Below are 22,196 nucleotides of genomic sequence, written 5' to 3' on the forward strand. Positions count from 1 at the left end.
GCAAGGAAACAGCGCCGAACCACACCAACCGCTCCAAGCGGCGGACATCCCTTGCCCGCAGCTCAAGCGCCCGCAAAATCGCTGCCGCCAACCTAGCGCCGAAAGACTGTGTGAGATATCCGGGTTAAGCCGCCAGCGTCGCCACCGACCCTAAGTGAAGTGGCAAATCTTCGGTCTCTGGGATCAGCTGATTCCTCTTAGCCTCCGGCTAAAACCTGCAGCCTGTCGAGCGCCGCTGCCAGACCTTTTAGCGAAACAGGGAGAGTCAAATCCTTCTGGTCGGCACTTTTGACCTTGATCTTCAGCGCCGTGCCGGCACGCAGCCCGGCGATGGCCTGAGCATCGAAGCTGAGCGGGACGAGGCAACCCCCGGGCACACACGTCGAAAACCGCATTGGTTCTCCTGCTTGTCCATCATCGATCTGCAGGGTTGCACCCGAATCGAGCTGAAGTCCGAAAGGCAGGACCAGATTGCCGGAGACGACATCGCCCTCCCCCTTGCGCAATTCGACCGCCAGCACGCGCTGTCCATTCTGCTGCGATTGCTGCTGCGAGACCACGCAGACGATTTTGGGACTACCTTGACAGTTGAGATTCCAGTCCTGGTACGCCTCCTGCAGGGATGAAGCACCGCCCGGCAGCGTGCTTTCCTGGGCGGATGCGGGTGCGGTGAGCGATATGAAAGCCGCCGCTACATAGATTAGTTTGGGGATGCGCAAACCTGTGCCTTTCTGTTTCGAACGGCAACCCCGAAGGAGATGACAGGTGACGGCATGCCGGACCGTCGGCAACCGTCTTTTGGTACCCTGTGAATAGCCATGCCGGAGGCTGTGCTCAAGCGGCACGGCTATTTAGTTTAACCTCGGCTACCATTTCACGCTGAACCCGAGCTTGGCGCCGATGGCATTGCTGTCGCCGAAATCCTGGAGGCTTGTCCGGACGCTGCCCTCTCCGAAGACGGAGTAGCGGCCGTCCGCCCAGCTCAGCGAGCCACCGAGGCCGACACCGCCCCACAGCGCCTGATTTTCGCTGACCAGCTTCACGCCCGAGACATCGACATCATTTCCGTCGAGGAAGTCGTAGTAGAGGTTCGCGAGCCCGTAGATATGCGTGCGGCTCACTTGCCCTTCGTCACCCGCCCACTGGTCCTCATAGTCCGCGGAGAGACCGAGGCGACCGACGAGGCTGTCGCTGCCACCAGGAGACACGACGGCGCCAAATGGGTCGGTGAAGGCGTCGAAATCGACCGCCGAATACGCGAGCTGGGCCTGCGGCGTGAGAGACCAGTTGCCGTTGAGGGCGATCTTCTGTCCGGTCTCGACACCCACGCCGTAGCCGAAACCGTCGTTGCCGTCCGCAAGCGTCGTGCCAAGCGTGGCCGACCGGATGTCACTGTCATACCAGGTCGCCTGCGCCTGCGCGTCGACGTAGAAGCCGCTGTTGCCGAACCAGGTGAGCGTGCCGCCGATGCCGTAGCCGGTGGCGGCGATCGACCCCACCCCGAAGATCGAGGAGACGTCTGACGAAGCGGTTCCGTAGTGAGCCGTGATCCCCCCGATCAGGATACCGGTCTCGCTCTCGTGCAACAGACCGTCCACGCCAGCCTGCAGCTTCCAGGTGGTCACGCCATAGTTCGTGCCGGAGGTCGACGTCTCCGGCTTGATCTCGGCATGAGCAGCCTCGATGCGTGCCCAGATTGCCTTGCCGTCGACCGGGCCTTGGCCTGGCAGGTCCGCACCTTGCGGCGTCGCACCTTCGCCCCACGATCGATTGCCAATGCGCTGCTGCAAGGTGCCCAGTTCATTGAAAGTCTGCAGTACTCCTTCGTAGGCCTCGTACAGCGGCACGCCAGGCTGGTAGAGCGGCCCCTGTGGGCCGGTCGGGTTGACCAGCGCCGAGCGTAGATACCAGTCGCCGTCGGCCGGCGTGCTGACACCGTTCTTGTAGAGCCGGTACGCATAAGCGCCACCCACTATGGCCTGGTCGCCCTGGAAGACATAATCACCGACCAGGCTGAAGGTGCCGTTGGAGGCCCCGCCGATATCGACCACCTTGATGCCTTCGACGGTTTGCGCCCCGCCGCCGCCGAGATTGGTGATCTTCAGATCGGTGGTACCCGACGTATTGCCGGTGACCACGAGCCTGTCGGTCGGCGAAGCGTCGTCGACCAGCTGGCTCTCGATTTCCACCACGCCGCCATTGCCTACATAGTTGCCGGCCACCGTCAGGGTGCCGGGCACGCCGGGATTGCCGACCGCGATGACGCCGCCGGCGAAGTTGTTCGTGTCGCACACGGTGCCCGTGCCCTCGAGGCGCCCGCCCGAGTTCACATTGACGGTGCCGCACAGGCTGCCCGAGACGGAGAGTGTACCAGCGTCGATCGAGGTCGTGCCGGCAAAGCCCGCGCTATCCGAGGTGACCGCCATGGTTCCCGTGCCGCTTTTCGTCAGGGCGCCGGCGCCGGTAAGCGTCCCATCCCAGGTCAGCGTCGTGCCAGCATCGGTCAGCACCGTGCCCTGGCCGAGAAGGTTCATCGCGCGGCCGCTGTTGAAGCTCGCCGTCGTGCGCAGCGTGCCGCCGTTGAAAGCAAGATCGCCGGCCACATCGCCGAGATTGGCGTCGGTAGAGAGCTGCAGCGTACCGCCATTGATCGCCGTGCCGCCGGTGTAGCTGTTGCTGGCCGTGAGCACGAGCGTCCCGAGATCGGTCTTGATCAGTTGGGTGTTGCCGGTCAACTGCGAGGCGATGGTGGCCGTGATACTCGCTCCGGCTGCGGTGCCGTCGCCGACACGGATAGTCGATGTCGGGCCGCCGGCGAGTGCCACGGGACCACCTTGGATGAGATAGCCGCCGGTCAGGAACTGCATGCCGGAAGCCGCGACCTGGCCGAGGCCGTTGTCCACCGTCACCGTGCCGGCCGCGCCTGCGAAGATCGCGAACGAGCCGTCCGTGAAGGGCGCGTTGACCGCGCCTGTGCTGTCCGCCCAATTGTCGTTGCCGGTCGAATTCTGCCAGACCCCGTCGCCGCCTTCGATGACGCCGTTGAACTTCGGACCGGCAGCGCCGTCCCAGTAATTCAGTGTCAGCCCTTCCGTATTGACCAGGTTCACCTGGTTGGCGATTGCCGTCTGGACGAAGTAGTCCGTTGACGGGATCGTTCCGATCGAAAGCCCATTGTCGGTCAGCGTACCGTTGTAGCTGAACACCCGGTATACGCCGGGGCCAAATGTACCGCCGGGCGAAACCGACACGTTGAGCGTGCCGTCGAGCACCAGGTTGCCGCCGACAGTGGTCAGGTCATTGAGAGCCCCGCCCGCCACGTTGGCCTGGCCGAAGCTGTAGTACATTGTTGAGCCGCCGCTCAGTGACAGGTCGCCAAGGATGTTCAGCGTGCCGACCCCACCGCCGGCGCCGCCCGGCGACAGCGTCGCGCCGTCGGCAATCGTGACATTACCGCCAATGGTGCCAGTGCCGCCCAGCGTGGCGCTGCTGGCGATGCTGGTAAGGCCGGTCGCTGCCGTCTGGTTGCCGTCGACGATCAGGCTGCCGGCGGAAACAGTGGTGTTGCCGCTATAGGCATTGGCGCCGGTGAGGATGAGGGCGCTGTTGCCGGTCTTGGTGAGCGCACCGGCGCCACCGATCAGGCCCGACAGTGTCAGATCGGCATTGGTCTCGAAAGTGCCGCCGCCGGCATTGAGCGTAACGCCGCGGGCCGAACTGAACGACGCCGTGTTGCGCAGCGTGCCGCCGTCGAAGCTGAACGCTCCGGCCGCAGCACCCAGATTGCCGTCGCTCGACACCTGCAGCGTGCCGCTGTTGATGGCGGTGCCGCCGGTGTAGCTGTTGGTGCCACCGAGCACCAGCGTACCGAGATCGGTCTTCACCAGCTGGGTGCTGCCGGTCAGGTTCGAATTGATGGTGGCGACATAGGCTGCGCCGGGCGCCGTTCCGTCGCCGACGCGAATGGTCGATGTCGGACCGACCAGGGCGATGTCGTTCCCCTGGACGAGGTAGCCGCCGGTGGCGAACTGCATGCCCCCAGCCTGAACCTGGCCATTGGTGTTGTCGACGGTCACCGTGCCCGCAGTGCCAGCAAAGATGGCGAAGCTCGCATTGGAGAACGGTGCGTTGATGTCGCCGGCCTGATCGGTCCAGTTGTCGTCGCCTGCGGCACGCCAGACGCCGTTGCCGCCGTCGACGAGGTTGTTGTTCTTGGGACCGGCATCCCCATCCCAGAAGTTCAGCGTCATTGCGCTAATGTCGACCAGGTTCACCTGGCCGACTATCGAGGTCTGCACCGCGTAATTGGGCAAGCTTTCGGAAAGGCCGAGTTGGGTGAGCGTCCCGTCGTAGCTGATAATGCGGTAGATGCCCGGGCCGAAATTGCCGCCGGGCGTCTCGGCGACGTTCAATTGCCCGTCGAGAACAAGATTGCCATGTACGACCGTGAGGTCGTTGAACGCGCCGCCCACGACATTCGCCTGGCCGAAATTGTAGTTGAGCGTTGCGGCTGCCCCGAGTGTCAGGTCGCCGTTGATCGTCAGCGTCTGCGGCGTCGCGCCGATATCGCCCGGGTTCAGCGCGCCGCCATCCAGCACTGCGACGTTGCCGCCAACCCTGCCGATGCCGCCAAGCACGCCGCCGGCCTCGACCGTGGTTGTACCGGTTGCCGCCGACTGATCGCCGTCGACGATGAGCGTGCCCTCGCGCACGTTGGTGTCGCCGTCATAGCTGTTGTTGGCGGTCAGGATCGTGACGCCGCTGCCGATCTGTTCAACCGCGCCGGCGCCCGAGACAAGGCCGGCAAAAGTGTAGGTGTCTGAGCGGTTGAAGGCGAGCGTGGCGTTGTCGAGCACGTCGCCGGTCAGCGATCCCGAGGTGCCGCCATTGCCAAGCTGCAGCGTGCCGGCGGAGACAGTCGTGCCACCGGCATAGGTGTTTGCGCCGGTGAAGATGGTCGTGCCGGTGCCGACCTGGTTCACCACGCCGGTGCCGGAGATCACGCCGGCATAGGTCAGGCTGTCGGAGCGGTTGAAGACGAGCGCGGCGTTGTCGAGCACGTCGCCAATCAGCGAACCCAAGGTCCCGCCACTGCCGAGTTGCAGCGTGCCGGCCGAGATCGTCGTCCCGCCGGTGTAGGTTTCGTCCGCCGTCAGGATAAGCGCGCTGTTGCCGGTCTTGGTGAGCGCACCGGCGCCACCGATCAGGCCCGACAGTGTCAGATCGGCATTGGTCTCGAAAGTGCCGCCGCCGGCATTGAGCGTAACGCCGCGGGCCGAACTGAACGACGCCGTGTTGCGCAGCGTGCCGCCGTCGAAGCTGAGCGCTCCGGCCGCAGCACCCAGATTGCCGTCGCTCGACACCTGCAGCGTGCCGCTGTTGATGGCGGTGCCGCCGGTGTAGCTGTTGGTGCCACCGAGCACCAGCGTACCGAGATCGGTCTTCACCAGCTGGGTGCTGCCGGTCAGGTTCGAATTGATGGTGGCGACGTAGGCTGCGCCGGGCGCCGTTCCGTCGCCGACGCGAATGGTCGATGTCGGACCGACCAGGGCGATATCGTTCCCTTGGATCAGGTAGCCGCCGGTGGCGAACTGCATGCCCCCAGCCTGAACCTGGCCATTGGTGTTGTCGACGGTCACCGTGCCTGCAGCACCGGCGAAGATGGCGAAGCTGGCATTGGCGAACGGCGCGGCGAAGACGCCGGTGTCGTCGGTCCAGTTCTGGTCGCCTGCCGCCCGCCAGGTCCCGTTGCCGCCATTGACGACGTTGTTGGAATGCGGCCCGGCGTCACCGTCCCAGTAGCTCAGCATCAGGCCAGCCGAATTGACCAGATTGACCTGGTTGGCGATCGAGGTCTGGACGGAATAGTTGGGATCGCTGACGGTCAGGCCATTGTCGGTGAGCGTGCCATCGTAGTTCATGACGCGATAGAGGCCCGGGCCGAACGTGCCACCGGGGCTGGTGGTGATGTTCATCTGGCCATCCAGCGTAAGATTGCCGCCGACATTGATCAGGTCGTTGAACGCACCGCCGGCGACATTCGCCTGGCCGAAATTGTAGTTGAGGGTCGAGTTGTTGTTAAGCGCCAGACTGCCGTTGATCGTCAGGGTTCCGGGGGCGTTGCCGGCGCCACCCGGATTGATGGCGCCGCCGTCGGCTACCGTGACGCTACCGCCGATGATGCCGGTGCCACCCACAGTCGCGCCGACGCCGACCAAGGTCGGCCCGGTCGCGCCCGACTGGTTGCCGTTTACGAGCAGGGTGCCGGCATTGACGTTGGTCGCGCCGCTGTAGTTGTTGGTGCCGGTGAACGTCGTCACCCCGGTGCCGAGCTTGTTCACCACGCCGCTGCCCGAGATCGCACCGGCGAAGGTGTAGGCGCTGTCGAGGTTGAAGGCGAGCGTGCCGTTGTTGGTCACGTTTGGCGTCGTGAGCGCGCCGGTCGTGGCGCCGTTGCCGACCTGCAACGTGCCGGCCTGGATCGTTGTGCCGGCGCTGTAGCTGTGATTGCCGGTCAGGATCAGTGCGCCCGTGCCCTGCTTGTTCAGGCTTTCGAAGCTGGTGACATTGGCGCCATCGAGGGTGCGGCCGCCGGCTGTATTCACCTGCAGCGTGTCGCCGGCTCCGCTCTCGCCGCCGGTGCCGGCATTGACGCCGGTGCCGGAAAACAGGGCGGTATCATTGAGCACCAGCGTATCGTTTCCGGCGCCAAGGTTCAGCGCGGCGGCACCCGTGTTGAGCGTGCCGCCGACATTGACGACATCGTTGCCGCCGCCGAGGTCGCCATTGGCAAGCAACGTGCCGCCCGCATTGACGTTGATCGTGCTCGCCCCGGCATCGCCGGTGATCGTTGAAGGCGTGGCGCCGGGTGCCTGCACTGTGCCATTCACGGTCAGCGTGCCGGCGCCGGTCATGGCGATCGTCGCGGTGGTCAGGGCGCCGTTCACTTGCAACGTGCCAGCGCTGATGCTGGTCGCGCCGATGGCGTTGCCTGCCGAGGTCAGCACCGTGGTGCCGGTGCCGATCTGCGCCAGGCTGCCAGGCCCGCTCAGCGTTCCCGTAAAGTTGAACGTGTCGCTGCGATTGATCGACAGCGTAGAGGTTGAGGCGTTGACAATAACGTTGCCGGCGCCGGCGTTGCCTGACGTGCCGCCATTGCCGATCATCAGATTGCCGTTGTTGATAACGGTGTTGCCGGTGAATGTGTTGTTGCCGGTCAGCACCCAGGTGCCGCTGTCGTTCTTGGCCAACGTGGTGATGCCGGTGCCGGCGTCGCCGATCGATCCGGCAAGCGTGTTGTTGCCGGTGCTGGTGCCGCCCAGCGCGATCGTGCGCGCCTGGTTGGTGCCCGCAAGCGTCACTGGTCCGGTGTCGGTGAAGACCACCGCGCCCGTACCTGAGGATTCGATGAAGGTGGTGCCGGCCGAAAGCGTGAACAGACGATTGGTGGTGTCGCCCGCGCCGGTGTAGCGCAGCGTCGAGCCGTTGCCGATGATCAGATTGGACGCGGCGGCCGACGACGCGCCGATACTGCTCGCGATGCCGCCATTAGAGAGCTTGTCTACCCCGAGCACGCCGCCATTGATCGTGGTGACGCCGGTATAGCTGCTGCTCGGGTTGTTGAGAATCCAGGTGCCGACACCGTCCTTGGTGAGCGAGCTGACGCCCGTCCCATTGTTGGTGATCCGCGCGGCCAGGCTGTTATTGCCGGTATTGGTGCCGCCGAGCGTCAGCGTCTGACTGGTGTTGGGACTCGAGAACCCGATCGGCCCGGTGCCGGTAAACGCGATCGCACCCGTGCCGGACGCTTCCAGCCTGCTTGTGGCCGAGGCACCGAGCGTGAAAAGGCGATCGGTGCTACCGGCAGCGCCGGTGTAGCGCAGGGTTCCGCCATTGAGGATCAGATTGCTGGCGCTGGCGCTGGAAGCGCCGATCGCACTGTTGCTGCCGCCATTGGCCAGGCATGAAGCTTCGATCACACCGCCGTTGATCGTGGTGCTGCCGGTATAGCTGCTGCTGCAACCCGTGAGAATTTGGGTGGAGGCGCCATTCTTGACAAGGCCGCCGCTGCCGCTGATGGCGCCGGCATAACTGGCTGCCCCGGACGGCCAGTTCAGCGTCAGCGTCGCAGTGCCGAGCGTGACGTTGCCGCCGAGCGCACCGCCCCCGTTTAGATAGCCGACGGTGTTGTTGAAGCCGGCAAGATCGAGTGTGACACCAGCGGTGTTTGAGAGCGCGACCCCTCCAGAACCGAAGGCGCTGGTCGAGCCGGCGCGCAAGATACCCGCGGTGACGGACGTGCCGCCGGTGTAGGTGTTGGCGCCGGACAGGACCAAGGTACCAGTGCCCGCCTTCTGCAACAGCCCTGTACCTACGACCGCGCCGCCGAATTGAAGCGTGGTGGCGGGATTGTTGACCGTGAGGGTTCCAGTCCCGCCCAGCGTGAACCCGCGATTGGTGGTGGTGCTGCCGCCGGTGTAGATCAGGTTGCCGTTATTCAGGACCAGATTGGCGGAAGCGCTGCTCGACGCGCCGATGCCGCTGGCAAGCCCGCCATTAGCGAGACAGTCCACGCTCAACGTGCCACCACTTACTGAAGTGGCGCCGGTATAGCTGTTGTTGCAGCCGACGATCGTCTGGATGCCGCCGGCCGTCTGGAGGAAGCCGCCGCTGCCGCTGATCGTGCCGGTGAAAGTGCCACTAGCGCCGCCCGATGTCAGAGTGGCCGAACCCAGGACGACGGAGCCGCCGCCGGCAAGTGCACCGACCCTGTTGGCGAATCCGGCGAGATCCAGCGTCCCGCCGGCATTGACGGTCATCAGTGCGGTTTGGCTGCCGAAGGCCTGAACCGAACCCGCACGCAGTGTGCCGGCGGTGATCGTCGTACCGCCTGTGTAGAGATTGGTGCCGGACAGCAGCAGCGTGCCGCCGCCTTCCTTGATCAGCCCGCCAGAACCGATCGCCGTGCCGCTGAGCGTCAGCGTGGCCGCAGGATCGCTCACGCCGATCCGGCCATTGCCAGTCCCCAGCGTGAAACCGCGGTCGCTGCTCACCGTTCCGCCGGTATATTGCAAACCACCTCCGCTCTGAAGCACAAGGTTCGCGGAATCCGCTGTCGAGGCGCCGATGCCGCTCGCCACGCCACCATTCGCCAGCGCGTTGACCGACAAGGTGCCGGCCGATACCGTCGTGATACCGGTGTAGGTGTTGGCGGCGTTCGCGAGCGTCAGCGTGCCAGAGCCGGTCTTGGTCAGGCTGGCGTCGTCCGGGCCGACCACTACGCCGCCGAAAGTCAGATTGGCGCCGCCATTGTCGACCTGGATCGTCCGCGACGAACCGCCGTTCACGAGCGTGAAGCCGCGATCAGTCGTCGCGGTGCTGCCCGTATACTCCAACGTGCCGCTCTCGATCACCAGGTTCGATGAGGCCGCCGACGAAGCGCCGATGCTGCTCGCCACGCCGCCATTGGCGACGCTGCTGACGACGAGCGTGCCACCGCTGAGCGTCGTTCCACCGGTGTAGCTGTTGGCGCCGGTCAGGGAGACGCGGCCGGTGCCGCCCTTGATGAAGCCGGTGGCGCCGCCATTATCGACGATCGTCGATGCGATCGTAAACGTGCCGGTGCCCGTGCCGTTGTGCAGGACGCCGACAGCGCCGCCGCCGGCGCTGCCGGTGAGCGCGCCGCCGGTGATCGTCTGGCTGGCATTGCCGACGCTGGAGGCGACGATGATTGTGCCGTCCACGCCGAGCGTGTTGCCGCCGCCGACGGTGACCGTGGAGTTGGCCGCCGCGGTATATTTGAGGCCACCGAGCTGGACGCTACCGGTGACGGTGTTGAAAAAAGCGGTATTGGCCGCTCCTCCAGCATCGCTGACGACATCGCCGGTTAGCCAGGTGCTGGCGTCATCCTTGTTCGCGTAGGCGGTGAAGGCGGTGATGTTGCCCGCCTGCACCTGCGCGTAGTCCGTACCGTTGACCGTGGCCCATCCGAGAGCCCCGTCCGCATTGCTCGTGGTGATCGCACCGCTGGTGGGCAGCGTGAAGTCCATCAGACCGCCCGTGCGCGTCAGCGCGCCGAGGTTCAGCGTCATGCTGCCGCCGGCGCCGGACGTGGCCACGATCCGGTTGTTGCCTGCGGTGACGTTCAGCCCACTGAAGGTCTGGCTGTTCGCCAGACCCGCCGCCCCGGCGAGGGTGAGCGTGCCGCCGGCCATGTTGAGGCCGGACGCGCTCGAGATGATGTCGCTGGCCGGCGCCCCTGCGGCGGCGAAATTCAGCGCCAGCGAACCGCCATTGATCGTCGTGTCGCCAGTGTAAGTACTTTGGCCGGTCAGCGTCAGCGTGCTCGTGCCGCGCTTGACGAGGCCGCCGGTGCCGCTGATGCTGCCGGCATAGCTCGTGCTGGTAGCGCCGTTGACTGTCAGCTCGCCAGTGCCGGTCAATGCCACGCTGCCGCCGGTTCCGGCGAGCGACGTGACCATGATATCGTTATTGTTGAGGTCCAGGACACCGCCATTGACGGTTACTGCATTCGGCGTGCCGAAAGCTTGGCTGCTGCCAGCCTGCAAGGTGCCCGATGTAACGGTGGTCGTCCCGTTATAGGTGTTGGCGCCGCTGAGCAGCCAGATATTCCCTGCGCCGCCGTTCATGACGAGGTTGCCGGCACCCGAAATTACGCCCGACAGGCTGTTGTTGCCCGCGAAGCTGCCGCCAAGGGTGAAGGTGTCGGCAGGAGCCGCGGGATTGAACGCGACCGCGCCGCTGAGCGCCAGGGAACCGCTGCCGTCGTTGAGGACGCTGCTGCCGCCATTGATTGACAGCCCGCGATTGGTGCTGCTCCCGATGCCGATATAGGATAGGGTACCGCTGTTGAGGGAAATGGTCCCGACTCCGGCACCCGTCCCTAGCGAACTGGCGGTGCCCTGGTCGGCCAGTGCGTTTGCCCTTACGGTAACGGACTGGATCGTGACGGCACCACCAAAGGTGTTGGCATTATTCAATGAAATACTGCGGTTTGTCCCGCCGCCGGTGAATGCAAACGGCCGAGCTGGAAGGTTGCTGCTGATGACGCCCAGAAGCGCCAGGTCCGCAGTCTGCGCATCCAAAATGACAGACGCTGAAAAACCTCCCCCCGCGATTATGTCTCCGGTTACCGTTAGCGTGCCGGTTCCCTGATTTCTCAGAGCGGAGGAGCCGGTGCTGGGCGCCATGTCCCAGCCGCGGTTTGAGGTGTCGCCGCTACCAACATAGATGGCGGAGGCGTTGCGCACGAAAACTGCGCCGTTGGCCACCGTGGTCGCCGCTCCCAGGGCACTCGCCTCGCCCAGATTGCCTATCGAGGTGAAGGACAGTGTCGAGCTATCGATACCTACCTGCCCGGTGAAATCATTGGTGTCGTCGCTCAGCGTCGTCGCTGCGACCAGGGAAAAACCGCCGGACCCAGTGATGTGGGCCGAGCCGACGCCGCCGCCAATTGCGGAGGAGCCGGAGACCAGCGTAACAACGCGGCCAGCGGCTAGCGCGCCGGTGCTTCGCAGAGTCGTGCCTGCCGACAAGGCGATGCCATTGCCCGCGGCGCCAAGCGACGAGTCGCCGCTGACGTTCAGGGTGCCTCCGGTGATGTTGACGCCGCCGCTGAAGGTGTTGACGCCGGTGAGGGTCAGGACGCCGGCGCCCGCCTTGGTCAGCCCCGCATTGCCGGCAAGAATCGAATTGATCGTGGCGGTGCCGTTGGTGGTGATCGTCGGTGTCGCGCCGGCGAGCGTCAGCGTGCTGCCGGTCAGCGTATAGGTGGTGTTGACGTCGAACGTTAGGCTGTTCGCGATGATCGGCGTGTTCAGTGTCACCGTGGCGGTGGTGCCGTTGGGACCGCCGAAAATCGCATTGTCGATCGCGGCGTTGCTCCAGATGCTGTAGGGGCCGCTGACGCCATCCCCGTTGGGACTCCAGAAAGACGAGCTCGTATCCCATATGCCCGTACCGCCGCGGTTGGGCGCCGTGCCGTTGGGGTCCCAGTATCTGTCGGCACCAGCGGCCGCACCTGCGCCAAGTCCCATCAGCAGCGCCGCTGGCAGAAGCCGGGCGCCCCATGTGCGTGCAACAGACGAAACGAGATGCGCCACGTTTGGCGCGTAGCTCGCCGCCTCGCCCTTCCACTTGGTCATGCGACCGCCGCGCAACATGCGCCAATCGAAGGCTGCGCTTGCAAGATTTCCACGCACGCCAAGGCCGGATTGACTAGCGCCTTCGCCAGATCGAGAGAGCCGATGGATCGTCTCGCGATCGAGCAATTCTGACATGCCGCCCCCGTCTAAGTATTACGGATGACTAATATGCTCATCCATTCCTGCCGCGACTCAACCCTATACTTGAGAAACATCCCAGAGTTGAGCATTACTGCCCGATATTATTGAGGGCACCTTAATTTTCTGCTCAGTGTCGCATACGCGCCACGGTCGCAACAAAGCGACACGGCACCTGCTCCGCAAAGCCGAGACGTGGGATCAATTAAACAGTTCAAAATGCCGTCGACGAACAGTCGGGAAAACGACGGCTTGTGAGCTCACATTTGGCGTTGACCTGCCACCGAACTTTCATCCAGCGGCGATTAGAGCCCCGGCGGTTTTTACGTGGGACCCGATTTTGGACCACCGGTTGGGGGATTTCCCGGGGTAGCACTCTCGGCGGACCGGATGCGCCGGAGGCATTCATGAGCGATATGGGTGGTTTGTAACCGATGGCACCGGGAGGTCGAACCTCGTTGTAGTCTCTACGCCATTCCTCCAATTTCCGGCGAGCATCGTTAGGGCTCGGGAACAGGCCAAAAATCCGCTACGTAGCGGGGCTGCGATGCCTAGGCGGGGATGGCTGTGTTCCCGACGATGCCTGTGTTCCCAACCATGCGTTTGCCGCGATCGGCGAAACGGCGCCAGCCGCCGAAGGACGAGATATCGGACGCACCGCTCAGGCCAGCGGATTCGACCAGAAAGCCCTTGACCGAATTCCCGTCCTCGAGCTCGATCGTGCCGATACCGAGCGGCGATGGGATGGCCGCGACGAAGCGGCCGAAGGCGTCGGCCGACAGCCGCCAGATTTCGACCTCGACGGCGGCGCCCCCCTCGGTGACGCGGATCAGCCCCGGCTTGGGCACCGACTGGCCGGCCAGGGCATAGAGCCTGTAGGCGGCGGCGGTCCTTGCCGCCCGCGAGAATTGCGCGCCGAGCTGGCGGAGTTGACCGTTGAGCGGCATGCCTGACAGATGCGCACCGACGACCACGAGATCGACCATTGCGTCATCGGCGGGCGAAACCGCGGGCGCAATGTCCAGTTGCTGCCACCCGGTTGCGCCGAGTGGCAGGCCGCTCCTTGCATGGATGTCGCGTGCGAGTGCAGCGGTGAGGCCATCCATGCCCGCCTCGGCGAGCAAGGTCACGCTCATGGGCAGCCCATCGTCGCGCTCGCCTGTCGGCACGGCGATGCCGCACATGTCGAGCAGGTTGACGAAATTGGTGTAGGTGCCAAGCCGGCTGTTGGTGGCGATCGGATCGGCGAGCACCGCGTCGAGGGCATAATGCGTCGGCGCGGTCGGCACGCAGAACAGGTCGACCGAAGCGATAACAGGGGCGAGCTTGGCCTTGTAGGCCTGAAGCGCATACAAGCCCTTGAAGGCGTCGGCCGCCGACAGGCTGCGCGCGCCGCCGATGATCTTGCGCGTCACCGGATGCATGGCCGCTTCGTTGGCGTCCATGAAGTCGCGGATCGCCGCGTATCGTTCGGCCACCCAGGCGCCTTCGTAAAGCAGATTGGCGGTCGCGTAGAAATCGCCGAATGGGATTTCGACCAGCCGGCAGCCGAGCGCCTCCAATGTGGCAAGGGCCGCTTCGAAGCCCGCCTGCATCGAGGCGTCGCCGAAGAACTGGAGATCCGACTTCGCCGGCACGCCGACGCTCAGCACTGGCGGGCGCTTGGCGAGCGGCTGGACGGCCATGTCGCGCGAATACGGATCGGTGGCATCGCGCGCCGCAGCGACCGAGAATACGCGATAGGCGTCGTCGACGGCCAGCGCGAACACCGAGACGCAGTCGAGCGTGCGGCAGGCTGGCACCACGCCGGCGGCCGACAGCGCGCCGACCGTCGGCTTCAGCCCGACGATGTTGTTGAGGCCGGCGGGAATACGGCCGGAGCCGGCCGTATCGGTGCCGAGCGCGAAGGAGACGATGCCGCGCGCCGTCGCAACGGCGGATCCTGACGAGGAGCCACCCGGCACCAGGCTGGCATCGACAGCGTTCCTCGGGATCGGATATGGCGAGCGCACGCCGACAAGGCCGGTGGCGAACTGGTCGAGATTGGTCTTGCCCACCACCAGCGCGCCGGCCGCCTTCAGCCGTGCCACGACGGTGGCGTCCGTCTCCGGCACATAGGCATAGTCGGCGCAGGCGGCAGTCGTCGGCATGCCGGCAACATCGATGTTGTCCTTGACCGCGAAAGGCACGCCCCATAGCGGCTTGGCCACCGGGTCGAACGGCCCGAGCTCTTGCGCCTGCGCCAGCATCTGCGCCTTGCTGGCAAGATGAATGAAGATGCCCGGATCGTCAGCCGCCTCGATGCGGGCATGAACGGCATCGATCATGGCGGCGACATCGACGCCGGCCGCGTAGGCCGCGTGCAGACTGCCGATATCGAAGCGGATATCACTCATTTAGCCTCCCCCAGAATAATCACCGGCAGATCCCATTGGATCAGTACGACGCAGCCGTCCCTCGTCCACACCGAATGCTCGGTCCCGACCGGGTTCAGGACCACGCTGCCGGCAGGATAATGCCCGTTCTCATCGCTCTGCGAGCCCTCGAGCACGAGAATGGTTTCCAGTCCGACATGGCGGTGGCGCGGCACGCCGGCGCCGGGCCGGTAGTCGAGGATCGCCACCGATGGTTCGGCCGGCCCGCCCTTGAGCAGCCAGTGCACCGTGATGCCCTCGCGAAAGTGCTCGAACGCCAGATCGCGCCAGCCGCCGTCGAGCAGCCCGGGAAAACCAAGGTTAGGCATTGGCAATCCCCTCGAGCACCTGGTCGGTCGTCGCCGTCCAGCCGACGATGGCGCCTTGCGCCCTGATCATGGCAAGTGCTGCCGCTTTGAACTCCGGAAAATAGCTTTCCGTCGCATCTTCGGCCAACAGGCACTCATAGCCGCGATCATTGGCCTCGCGCATCGTCGTCTGCACGCAGACCTCGGTGGTGACGCCGGCAAAGACCAGCTGCTCGGCGCCGATCCTCTTGAGGTCCTCGCCGAAGGAGGTGGCATAGAAGGCACCCTTGCCGGGCTTCTCGATGACGATCTCGCCGGGCAGCGGCGCAAGCTCGTCAAGGATCGCCGTGCCCGGCTCGCCGGCAATCAGCACGCGGCCCATCGGGCCGGCATCGCCGATGCGGATCGACGGATTGCCGCGATTGCGCTTGGCCGGCGGCAGGTCCGAAAGGTCGGGCCTATGGCACTCCATGGTGTGTATCACCGGCAGGCCGGCGGCGCGAAAGCCCTCGATCAGTCTCTTCACCGTCGGCACGATCGCGGTCACCCGGCCGACGTCGTTGCCCAGGCTGGCGCCGAAGCCGCCGGGCTCGGCGAAATCGCGCTGCATGTCGATGACGACCAGCGCCACGGTCTGGGGCCTGAAGGCGAACGGAAACGGCTGCGCTGCGATTTCGGCCATCAATGATGGCCCGCCATGTGCGCGCCGATGGTCTGGACGCTCGCCTGCGCGATCGGCGTCTCGTAGACCAGCGCGCCGTCGGACATCACCAGGATGCGGTCGGAGAGTTCGAGCAATTCGTCGAGATCCTCCGACATCAACAGCACGGCGGCCCCCGCATTGCGCGCCTTCATGATGCGGGCGCGGATCTCGGCCACGGCCGAGAAGTCGAGGCCGAAGCACGGGTTGGAGACGATCAGAAGATCGACCTCGCCGGTGAGTTCGCGGGCGAGCACGGCGCGCTGCACGTTGCCGCCCGACAACGAGGCGATCGGCGAGGACAGCGAGGCGGTCTTGACCTTGAACTGCTCGACCAGCCGGGCGCTGAATGCCCTTATAGCACCGGCGCTGATCCAGTTCACCGGCCTGCCGTTGCCGTCGATGTCGAAGGTGCGGAAGGAGATGTTTTCGGCCACCGTCATCTTAGGTGCGCAGGCGTTTTTCAGCGGCTCCTCCGGGATCAGGCGGACATTGAGCGCCCGCGCTTCGGCACGCGTCGCCGCATAGCCGGAGCCGCGAACCATGACCTCGCCGGCGTCGCGCGCACGCTGTCCGGCCAGAACTTCGAGGAATTCCTTCTGGCCGTTGCCGGAAACGCCGGCAATGCCGACGATCTCGCCGGAGCGCACGCAGAGATCCTCGATGCTGATCGATTTCAGGCCGGTTCTGTCAGGCGCTTTCAGCGATTTGACCTTGAGCACGATCTCCGCATCCGGCCTGGGTTCGGCGCGACTGTCGAGCGCCGCGATCGGCTGGTCTCCGATCATCATCGCCGCCATCGCCCGATGGTCGAGATCGGCGACGCGGCCGGTGCCGGTGAGCTTGCCCTTGCGCAGCACGCTGACCTCGTCGGCGAACGCCGTGACCTCGTGGAATTTGTGCGAGATCATCAGCACGGTGAGATCGCCGGCCTTGGTCATGTCGCGGACAAGGCCCAGCACCTCCTGGGCCTCGCCGGGCGTCAGCACCGAGGTCGGCTCGTCCAGTACCAGGAAGCTGCGGCCGAGATAGAGCTGCTTGACGATCTCCAGCTTCTGCTTCTCGCCGGCGGCGAGTTCGGCCACCTTGACGTCGAGCGGCAGCTTGAACGGCATGCGGTCCATGAACACGGCAAGTTCGCTGCGTTCCTTACGCCAGTCGATGACGCCGGGCACCTTTTCGCGCGAGATGACCAGGTTCTCGGCACCGGTCAGCGAAGGTACCAGCGTAAAATGCTGGTAGACCATGCCGAGGCCGAGCGCGGAGGCGTCCCTGGGGCTGGCGATCCCGACCTCGCGGCCGTCGACCAGAATGTCGCCGGAGGTCGGGTGATAAAACCCCATCATGCATTTCACCAGCGTCGACTTGCCGGCGCCGTTTTCGCCGAGCAGCGCATGGAATGATCCGGCCGACACCTTCACCGACACGCCATCCAGCGCCGCGAAGCCGCCGAAGCGCATGGTCATGCCGATGGTTTCGACGCCAACCGCCTTCTTGTGGATCGTTGCGCTCATCGCGATGTCCTCACGGCAGCTGGGCGACGAGCGCGGCCGCGTTCGACACCGTGCCGAAGACACCGCCCTGCATCTTGATCATCTTGATCGCCGCCAGATGGTTGCCATGGTCCGTCGCCCCGCAGCAATCCTCCAGCATCATGCACTCATAGCCGCGGTCGTTGGCCTCCCGCATGGTGGTGTGAACGCACACATCGGTGGTGATGCCGGTGAGCACGACGTTGCGGATGCCGCGCTGATTGAGGATCAGCTCCAGGTCGGTGGCGCAGAACGAGCCCTTGCCCGGCTTGTCGATGATCGGCTCGCCCTCGATCGGGTAAAGGTCGGGAATGATGTCCCAGCCCGGCTCGCCGCGCACCAGGATGCGCCCGCACGGGCCAGGGTCGCCGATACCGGCATTGATGCGACGCGAGCGCCAGCGCTTGTTGGCCGGCAGGTCGGCGAGATCGGGGCGATGCCCTTCGCGCGTGTGTAGGATGGTGTAGCCCTTGGCCCGCATTGCCGACAGCACCGACTTGATCGGCTCGATCGGCGCCCGCACCAGCGACAGGTCGTAGCCCATATGGTCGACATAGCCGCCCGGCCCGCAGAAATCGGTCTGCATGTCGATGATGATCAACGCCGTGTTGTCGGGCCTCAGATCGCCATTATAGGGCCAGGGATAGGGATCGGCGTCGATATAGCGCTGAGTAATACCGGCCCTGGCGTTCATGGCAAAAACTCCGGTCTCATTTGGTGATCGACAGTTCGCCCGGCGCACCGGCCAGCGAGCGGCTCGGCGATGAGGTGGCGATCATGATGACGAGGGTGAGGATGTAAGGCGCGGCATAGAAGAGGTAGTAGCCTTGCGTGACGCCGACCGATTGCAGCGCGGGGCCGAGCGCGCCCGCGCCGCCGAACAGAAGTGCGGCCGCAAAGCAGCCGAGCGGATTCCAGCGCGCGAAAATGACCAGTGCCACCGCCATCAGCCCCTGGCCAGACGAGATGCGTTCGGTCCAGCTGCCGGGATAATAGAGCGACAGATAGGCGCCGCCGATGCCGGCCAGCGCGCCGCCGACGCCGGTGGCGAGCAGGCGCACCGTATCGGGGTTGAGGCCCATGGCGCGTGCCGCGTCCGAGTTGTCGCCAACCACGCGCACGATGAGGCCGGCGCGCGTGTTGCGGAAGGCCCACCACAACACGACCGACAGCACCGCGCCGATGAGGAACAATACGTTGACGTCGAGTGCCGCCTGCACCTGCGGGATATCAGACCAGCCGCCGAGAGGAATGGCCGGCAGGTTGGGCGCCTTCGGCTTGATGAACGGCTTGCCGAAGAAGAAGGCGAGGCCGGATCCGAACAGCATCAGCGCTATACCGATGGCGATATCGTTGACCCGCGGGAATTTGCAGATCCAGCCGTGAAACAGGCCGAAGCACAAGCCGGCACCGGCGGCGGCGAGCAGGCCCAGCCAGGGCGAGCCGGTCATCACCGCCACGGCATAGGCGGTCATGGCGCCGAACACCAGCGTGCCTTCCAGCCCGAGATTGATGCGGCCGGAACGTTCGGTGATGGCTTCGCCGAGCGAGACGAAGATGAAGGGCGTGGAGACGCGGATGGCGCCGCCGAGGATGGCGAGCGGCACGCCCCAGAGGCCGATCCCGCTGGCGTCCATCAGTTGCTCCTCCGCCAAAGATCGGGATTGAAGGCCCTGAAGCGGCCGTAGAAGGTCTCGCTGAACAGGATGACGATGAACAGCATGCCTTGCAGCACCAGGACCGTGGCGTCGGGCAGGTCCATGCGGCGCTGGATCAGCCCGCCGGAGGCATCGATGCCGCCGAGCAGGAAGGCGACCGGAATGATGGCCAGCGGATTGTGGCGGGCAAGGAAGGCGACGAGAATGCCGGTATAGCCGTAACCGGCCGCTAGCGAGGCGTTGGCGCTGCCCTGCACCGCCGCGACCTCCAGCATGCCCGCAAGACCGGCAAAGGCGCCGGCCAGGCCGGTGAAGCCGACGACCAGCGAGCCCACGGCGAGCCCCTGCACCTGGGCCGCCCGGACATTGCCGCCGGCGATGCGGGCGGCGAATCCCCAGCGCGTCTTTTCGATCAGCACCCAGGACAGCACGCAGGCGACGACGCCGACGGCAAGCCCCCAATGGACCTCCATGCCCGGCATGTTTCCGATGCGGTAGATGTCGGCCAGCGGTTGGGTCGAGGGCTTGTTGAGCGAGGCCGGGTCGCGCAACGGTCCTTCGACCAGCTGGTTCATCAAGGCGATCGCGATATAGGCCATCAGCAGGCTGGAGATGGTCTCGTTGACGGCGCGGTAGTGGCGGAGCGCGCCGACGGCACCTATCCAGATGCCGCCGGCGGCCATGCCCGCCACGCCCATGACGAGAATGACGATGAAGGAGGGGGCGCCGTCGAGCGCCATGCCGGCTGCGGCTGCGGCGACGCCGCCGAGCACGATGGCGCCCTCGCCGCCGATGACGACGAGGCCGAGCCGGGCCGGCAGCGCCACGCAGAGTGCCGCCAGCAACAGCGGTGCAGCACGCGACAGCGAGTTCTGTACGGAGAACCACGAGCCGAAGCCGCCGCGCCACATCGTTTCATAGAGCTGGACCGGCGACTTGCCGACAGCCAGGATGAACAGGCTGAACAGGGCCATGCCGACGACCAGCGCCGCGAGCGGAATGACGAAAGCCTCGGCCCGCCGGGCGATCCGTTCCAGCGCCGCCGGATAACTCTTGGCGCCGAACATCGCCGGCGCGCCGGCACTTGCCACGGTGTCTGTCATGCTATCGCCTCCGTCCGGTTCAGGCGGTCGAGCCGACGACGCCCTCGACGAGATAGTCCATGCTTTCGAGTTCGATTGCCGTCTCGGCGAAGGCCTGGCTTTCGGTGGCAACGACCCCGCCCTTGTTGTTCTTCAGCGGGCCCTTGATGACGGAGAAGCCGCCCTTCGTCATTTCGGCCAAAGTGGCGTCGAACTGCTTTCGGGCCGGCTCGGAGACGGCGGGGCCGAGTGGGCTCATCTTGACGAAGCCGTCGGCCAGCCCGCCGCGTGTGAAATTGGGCAGCGGCTTACCGGCGATGAGGTCGTCGACGAACATCTTGTAGACCTTGGCCCAGTTCCATTCGGCGCCGGTCAGGTATTTCTCGGGCGCCAGCGGGCTCTGGTTGGCGTGATAGCCGCAGACGAAGGCGCCGCGGCCGGCGGCTGTCTCGACCACGACCTTGGGGCTGTCGACATGACAGGTGACGACATCGATGCCCTGGTCGACCAGCGCGTTGGTGGCTTCCGCCTCCTTGACCGCCAGCGACCACTCTCCGGTGAAGATCACCTGGCAGGTGATAGTGGGATCGACCGAGCGGGCGCCGAGCAGGAACGAGTTGATATTGAGCAGCACTTGCGGAATCGGCTTGGCGGCGACGAAGCCGAGCTTCTTGGTTTTGCTTGTGTGGCCGGCGACGACTCCGTTCAGGTACTGGCCCATGCCGATATAGCCGAAATAGGAGCCGGCATTCATCGGATGCTTGTCCTTGTTCCACATGCCGCCGCAATGGCGGAACTGCACGTCGGGGAATTTCGCGCACATGGCCAGCATGTGCGGGTCGAAATAGCCGAAGGAGGTCGGGAAGATCAGCGAGGCGCCGTCGAGGTTGATCATCGATTCCATGGTCTTCTGGACGTCGACCGTCTCGGGGACGTTCTCCTCCTCGACGATGGAGAGCCCTTCGATGCCCTTCAGCGCCGCCGCCCCTTCGGCATGCGCCTGGTTGTAGCCGTAGTCGTCCTTCGGGCCGACATAGATGAAGCCGACAGCGGCGGAGGCAGCGAGGGCGCGGCCGATGGGAAAGGATGCCGAGGCGAGCCCAAGTGCGGCTCCGGCGGCGGAGGTCTTGAGCAGCTCGCGGCGGTTAAGCGTGAATCTCGCGGTCATAATGAATGCTCCCCTTCAGGACCCTTTCCGGGTCGGTTAACATGCCGTCAAGGAAGTGTATGCAATCACCGTGCCAGTTCAGATTGTGAAATTTATCAAGTGAAATCAATGATCACCTTAAAACCACCTGCTCACGCGGCAAGCAATTGCATGCACTTTTTGCCTTGAAAGTAGCCAGTTTGACAGGCAGATTAAAACGGAGGCATACAGAGGTATATCGAGTCGAAGAGGCTGGCGGGCCGGCCGATTCCGCGAAAAGACCATACGGAGGAGATTTGTCGGGGAAGCGCAGCTTGATCAGGTCGGGCACGACCGTGGATCAGATGGTGAGGGCGATCGGCGACCGCATCGTCACCGGCTTTCTGCGCCCCGGCGAAAAGCTCGACGAGACTTCGCTCGCCGCCCGTTTCGACGTCTCACGCACCCCGGTCCGGGAGGCGCTCGGCCAACTCAGCGCCATGGGCCTTGTCGAAAGGCGGCCCAACCGCGGCGCCATCGTCGCCGTCGTCACCCAGGAGCACCTCGCCTCGATGTTCGAGAGCATGGCCGAGCTGGAAGCGATCTGCGCGCGCTTCTCGGCCGAGCGCATGACCAGCGCCGAGCGCCGCGCGCTCGAGATCGAGCATCAGGCTTCGGCACGGCTGGTGCGGCTACGCGCCGAGGAGGATTACGAGTATTTCAACACCGAGTTCCACAGCCGGCTCTATCGCGGCGCCCACAACGGTCACATCTACGAGATGACCGTGATGACGCGCAGCCGCCTGGCGCCGTTCCGCCGCGCCCAGTTCATGCTGCCGGGCCGTCTGGCGAAGTCCTGGCAGGAGCACGACGCGATCGTTACGGCGATCATGCGCGGCGATGGCAATGCTGCCGGCAAGGCCGCACGAGATCACGTTTCCATCGTCAGCGAGGCGAGCGCGGTCTTTGCCGCCGGCGACCAGCCGAAAGCCGCAAGCACGACGCCGGTCACCCTCGACTGACATCCATTTGGTTTCAGCGGCGACACACCGAGCCAGCCATCGAATGTCCGCC

The 22,196-nt window shown here is 65.1% G+C and carries 11 protein-coding genes and 2 pseudogenes; 1 reads left to right on the plus strand and 12 read right to left on the minus strand.

Translation table 11 applies throughout. The features are described from left to right. Window positions 1-197 precede the first annotated feature (197 nt). From NKJ26_RS20505 to NKJ26_RS20555, 12 genes and pseudogenes are all read right to left on the minus strand, one after another. Window positions 198-719, minus strand: a complete 522-nt coding sequence (locus NKJ26_RS20505) for an invasion associated locus B family protein (protein WP_352696720.1) — start codon at window positions 717-719, stop codon at window positions 198-200. A 147-nt stretch (window positions 720-866) separates the two neighbouring features. After that, entirely contained in the window at window positions 867-6,890 is a 6,024-nt protein-coding gene (locus tag NKJ26_RS33605; protein ID WP_502903161.1) for an autotransporter outer membrane beta-barrel domain-containing protein, read from the minus strand. Next, a pseudogene (locus tag NKJ26_RS33610) lies at window positions 6,876-12,221 on the minus strand (beta strand repeat-containing protein); the annotation flags it as partial. The pseudogene NKJ26_RS33610 and the gene NKJ26_RS33605, both read right to left, overlap by 15 nt. Window positions 12,222-12,681: 460 nt before the next feature. Continuing rightward, window positions 12,682-12,804, minus strand: a pseudogene (locus NKJ26_RS20515) (integrase core domain-containing protein); the annotation flags it as partial. Window positions 12,805-12,853: 49 nt separating this feature from the next. Further along, window positions 12,854-14,698: an allophanate hydrolase gene (gene atzF, locus NKJ26_RS20520; RefSeq protein WP_352696723.1), complete on the minus strand. Its 1,845-nt coding sequence runs from the start codon at window positions 14,696-14,698 to the stop codon at window positions 12,854-12,856. Beyond that, complete coding sequence (locus NKJ26_RS20525; protein ID WP_352696725.1) at window positions 14,695-15,045, minus strand: cupin domain-containing protein; 351 nt, start codon at window positions 15,043-15,045, stop codon at window positions 14,695-14,697. The genes atzF and NKJ26_RS20525 overlap by 4 nt, the downstream gene beginning before the upstream one ends. Next, window positions 15,038-15,706, minus strand: a complete 669-nt coding sequence (locus NKJ26_RS20530; RefSeq protein ID WP_352696726.1) for a cysteine hydrolase family protein — start codon at window positions 15,704-15,706, stop codon at window positions 15,038-15,040. Before NKJ26_RS20530 ends, NKJ26_RS20525 begins: the two co-directional genes overlap by 8 nt. Continuing rightward, entirely contained in the window at window positions 15,706-17,238 is a 1,533-nt protein-coding gene (locus NKJ26_RS20535) for an ABC transporter ATP-binding protein (protein WP_352696728.1), read from the minus strand. The genes NKJ26_RS20530 and NKJ26_RS20535 overlap by 1 nt, the downstream gene beginning before the upstream one ends. Window positions 17,239-17,248: 10 nt before the next feature. Further along, window positions 17,249-17,950: a biuret amidohydrolase gene (gene biuH / locus NKJ26_RS20540; protein ID WP_352696730.1), complete on the minus strand. Its 702-nt coding sequence runs from the start codon at window positions 17,948-17,950 to the stop codon at window positions 17,249-17,251. A gap of 16 nt (window positions 17,951-17,966) precedes the next feature. Continuing rightward, a complete protein-coding gene (locus tag NKJ26_RS20545; RefSeq protein WP_352696732.1) occupies window positions 17,967-18,893 on the minus strand; it encodes an ABC transporter permease in 927 nt (308 codons plus the stop codon). Continuing rightward, window positions 18,893-19,981: an ABC transporter permease gene (locus tag NKJ26_RS20550; RefSeq protein ID WP_352696838.1), complete on the minus strand. Its 1,089-nt coding sequence runs from the start codon at window positions 19,979-19,981 to the stop codon at window positions 18,893-18,895. Before NKJ26_RS20550 ends, NKJ26_RS20545 begins: the two co-directional genes overlap by 1 nt. A gap of 55 nt (window positions 19,982-20,036) precedes the next feature. Continuing rightward, complete coding sequence (locus NKJ26_RS20555) at window positions 20,037-21,164, minus strand: BMP family ABC transporter substrate-binding protein (protein WP_352696734.1); 1,128 nt, start codon at window positions 21,162-21,164, stop codon at window positions 20,037-20,039. Window positions 21,165-21,457: 293 nt separating this feature from the next. Between NKJ26_RS20555 and NKJ26_RS20560 the strand changes: the two genes are divergently transcribed. Beyond that, on the plus strand, window positions 21,458-22,144 hold the full coding sequence (locus NKJ26_RS20560; protein ID WP_352696736.1) for a GntR family transcriptional regulator: 687 nt from the start codon (window positions 21,458-21,460) through the stop codon (window positions 22,142-22,144). Window positions 22,145-22,196 lie beyond the last annotated feature (52 nt).

This window comes from Mesorhizobium sp. M0152, from assembly GCF_040322415.1.
Taxonomy (GTDB): domain Bacteria; phylum Pseudomonadota; class Alphaproteobacteria; order Rhizobiales; family Rhizobiaceae; genus Mesorhizobium.

Bases quoted from the DNA above. Each gene is read 5' to 3' on its own strand.
- atzF (WP_352696723.1), bottom strand. From the start codon at position 14,698: ATGAGTGATATCCGCTTCGATATCGGCAGTCTGCACGCGGCCTACGCG.
- NKJ26_RS20525 (WP_352696725.1), bottom strand. From the start codon at position 15,045: ATGCCTAACCTTGGTTTTCCCGGGCTGCTCGACGGCGGCTGGCGCGAT.
- NKJ26_RS20530 (WP_352696726.1), bottom strand. From the start codon at position 15,706: ATGGCCGAAATCGCAGCGCAGCCGTTTCCGTTCGCCTTCAGGCCCCAG.
- NKJ26_RS20535 (WP_352696728.1), bottom strand. From the start codon at position 17,238: ATGAGCGCAACGATCCACAAGAAGGCGGTTGGCGTCGAAACCATCGGC.
- biuH (WP_352696730.1), bottom strand. From the start codon at position 17,950: ATGAACGCCAGGGCCGGTATTACTCAGCGCTATATCGACGCCGATCCC.
- NKJ26_RS20545 (WP_352696732.1), bottom strand. From the start codon at position 18,893: ATGGACGCCAGCGGGATCGGCCTCTGGGGCGTGCCGCTCGCCATCCTC.
- NKJ26_RS20550 (WP_352696838.1), bottom strand. From the start codon at position 19,981: ATGTTCGGCGCCAAGAGTTATCCGGCGGCGCTGGAACGGATCGCCCGG.
- NKJ26_RS20555 (WP_352696734.1), bottom strand. From the start codon at position 21,164: ATGACCGCGAGATTCACGCTTAACCGCCGCGAGCTGCTCAAGACCTCC.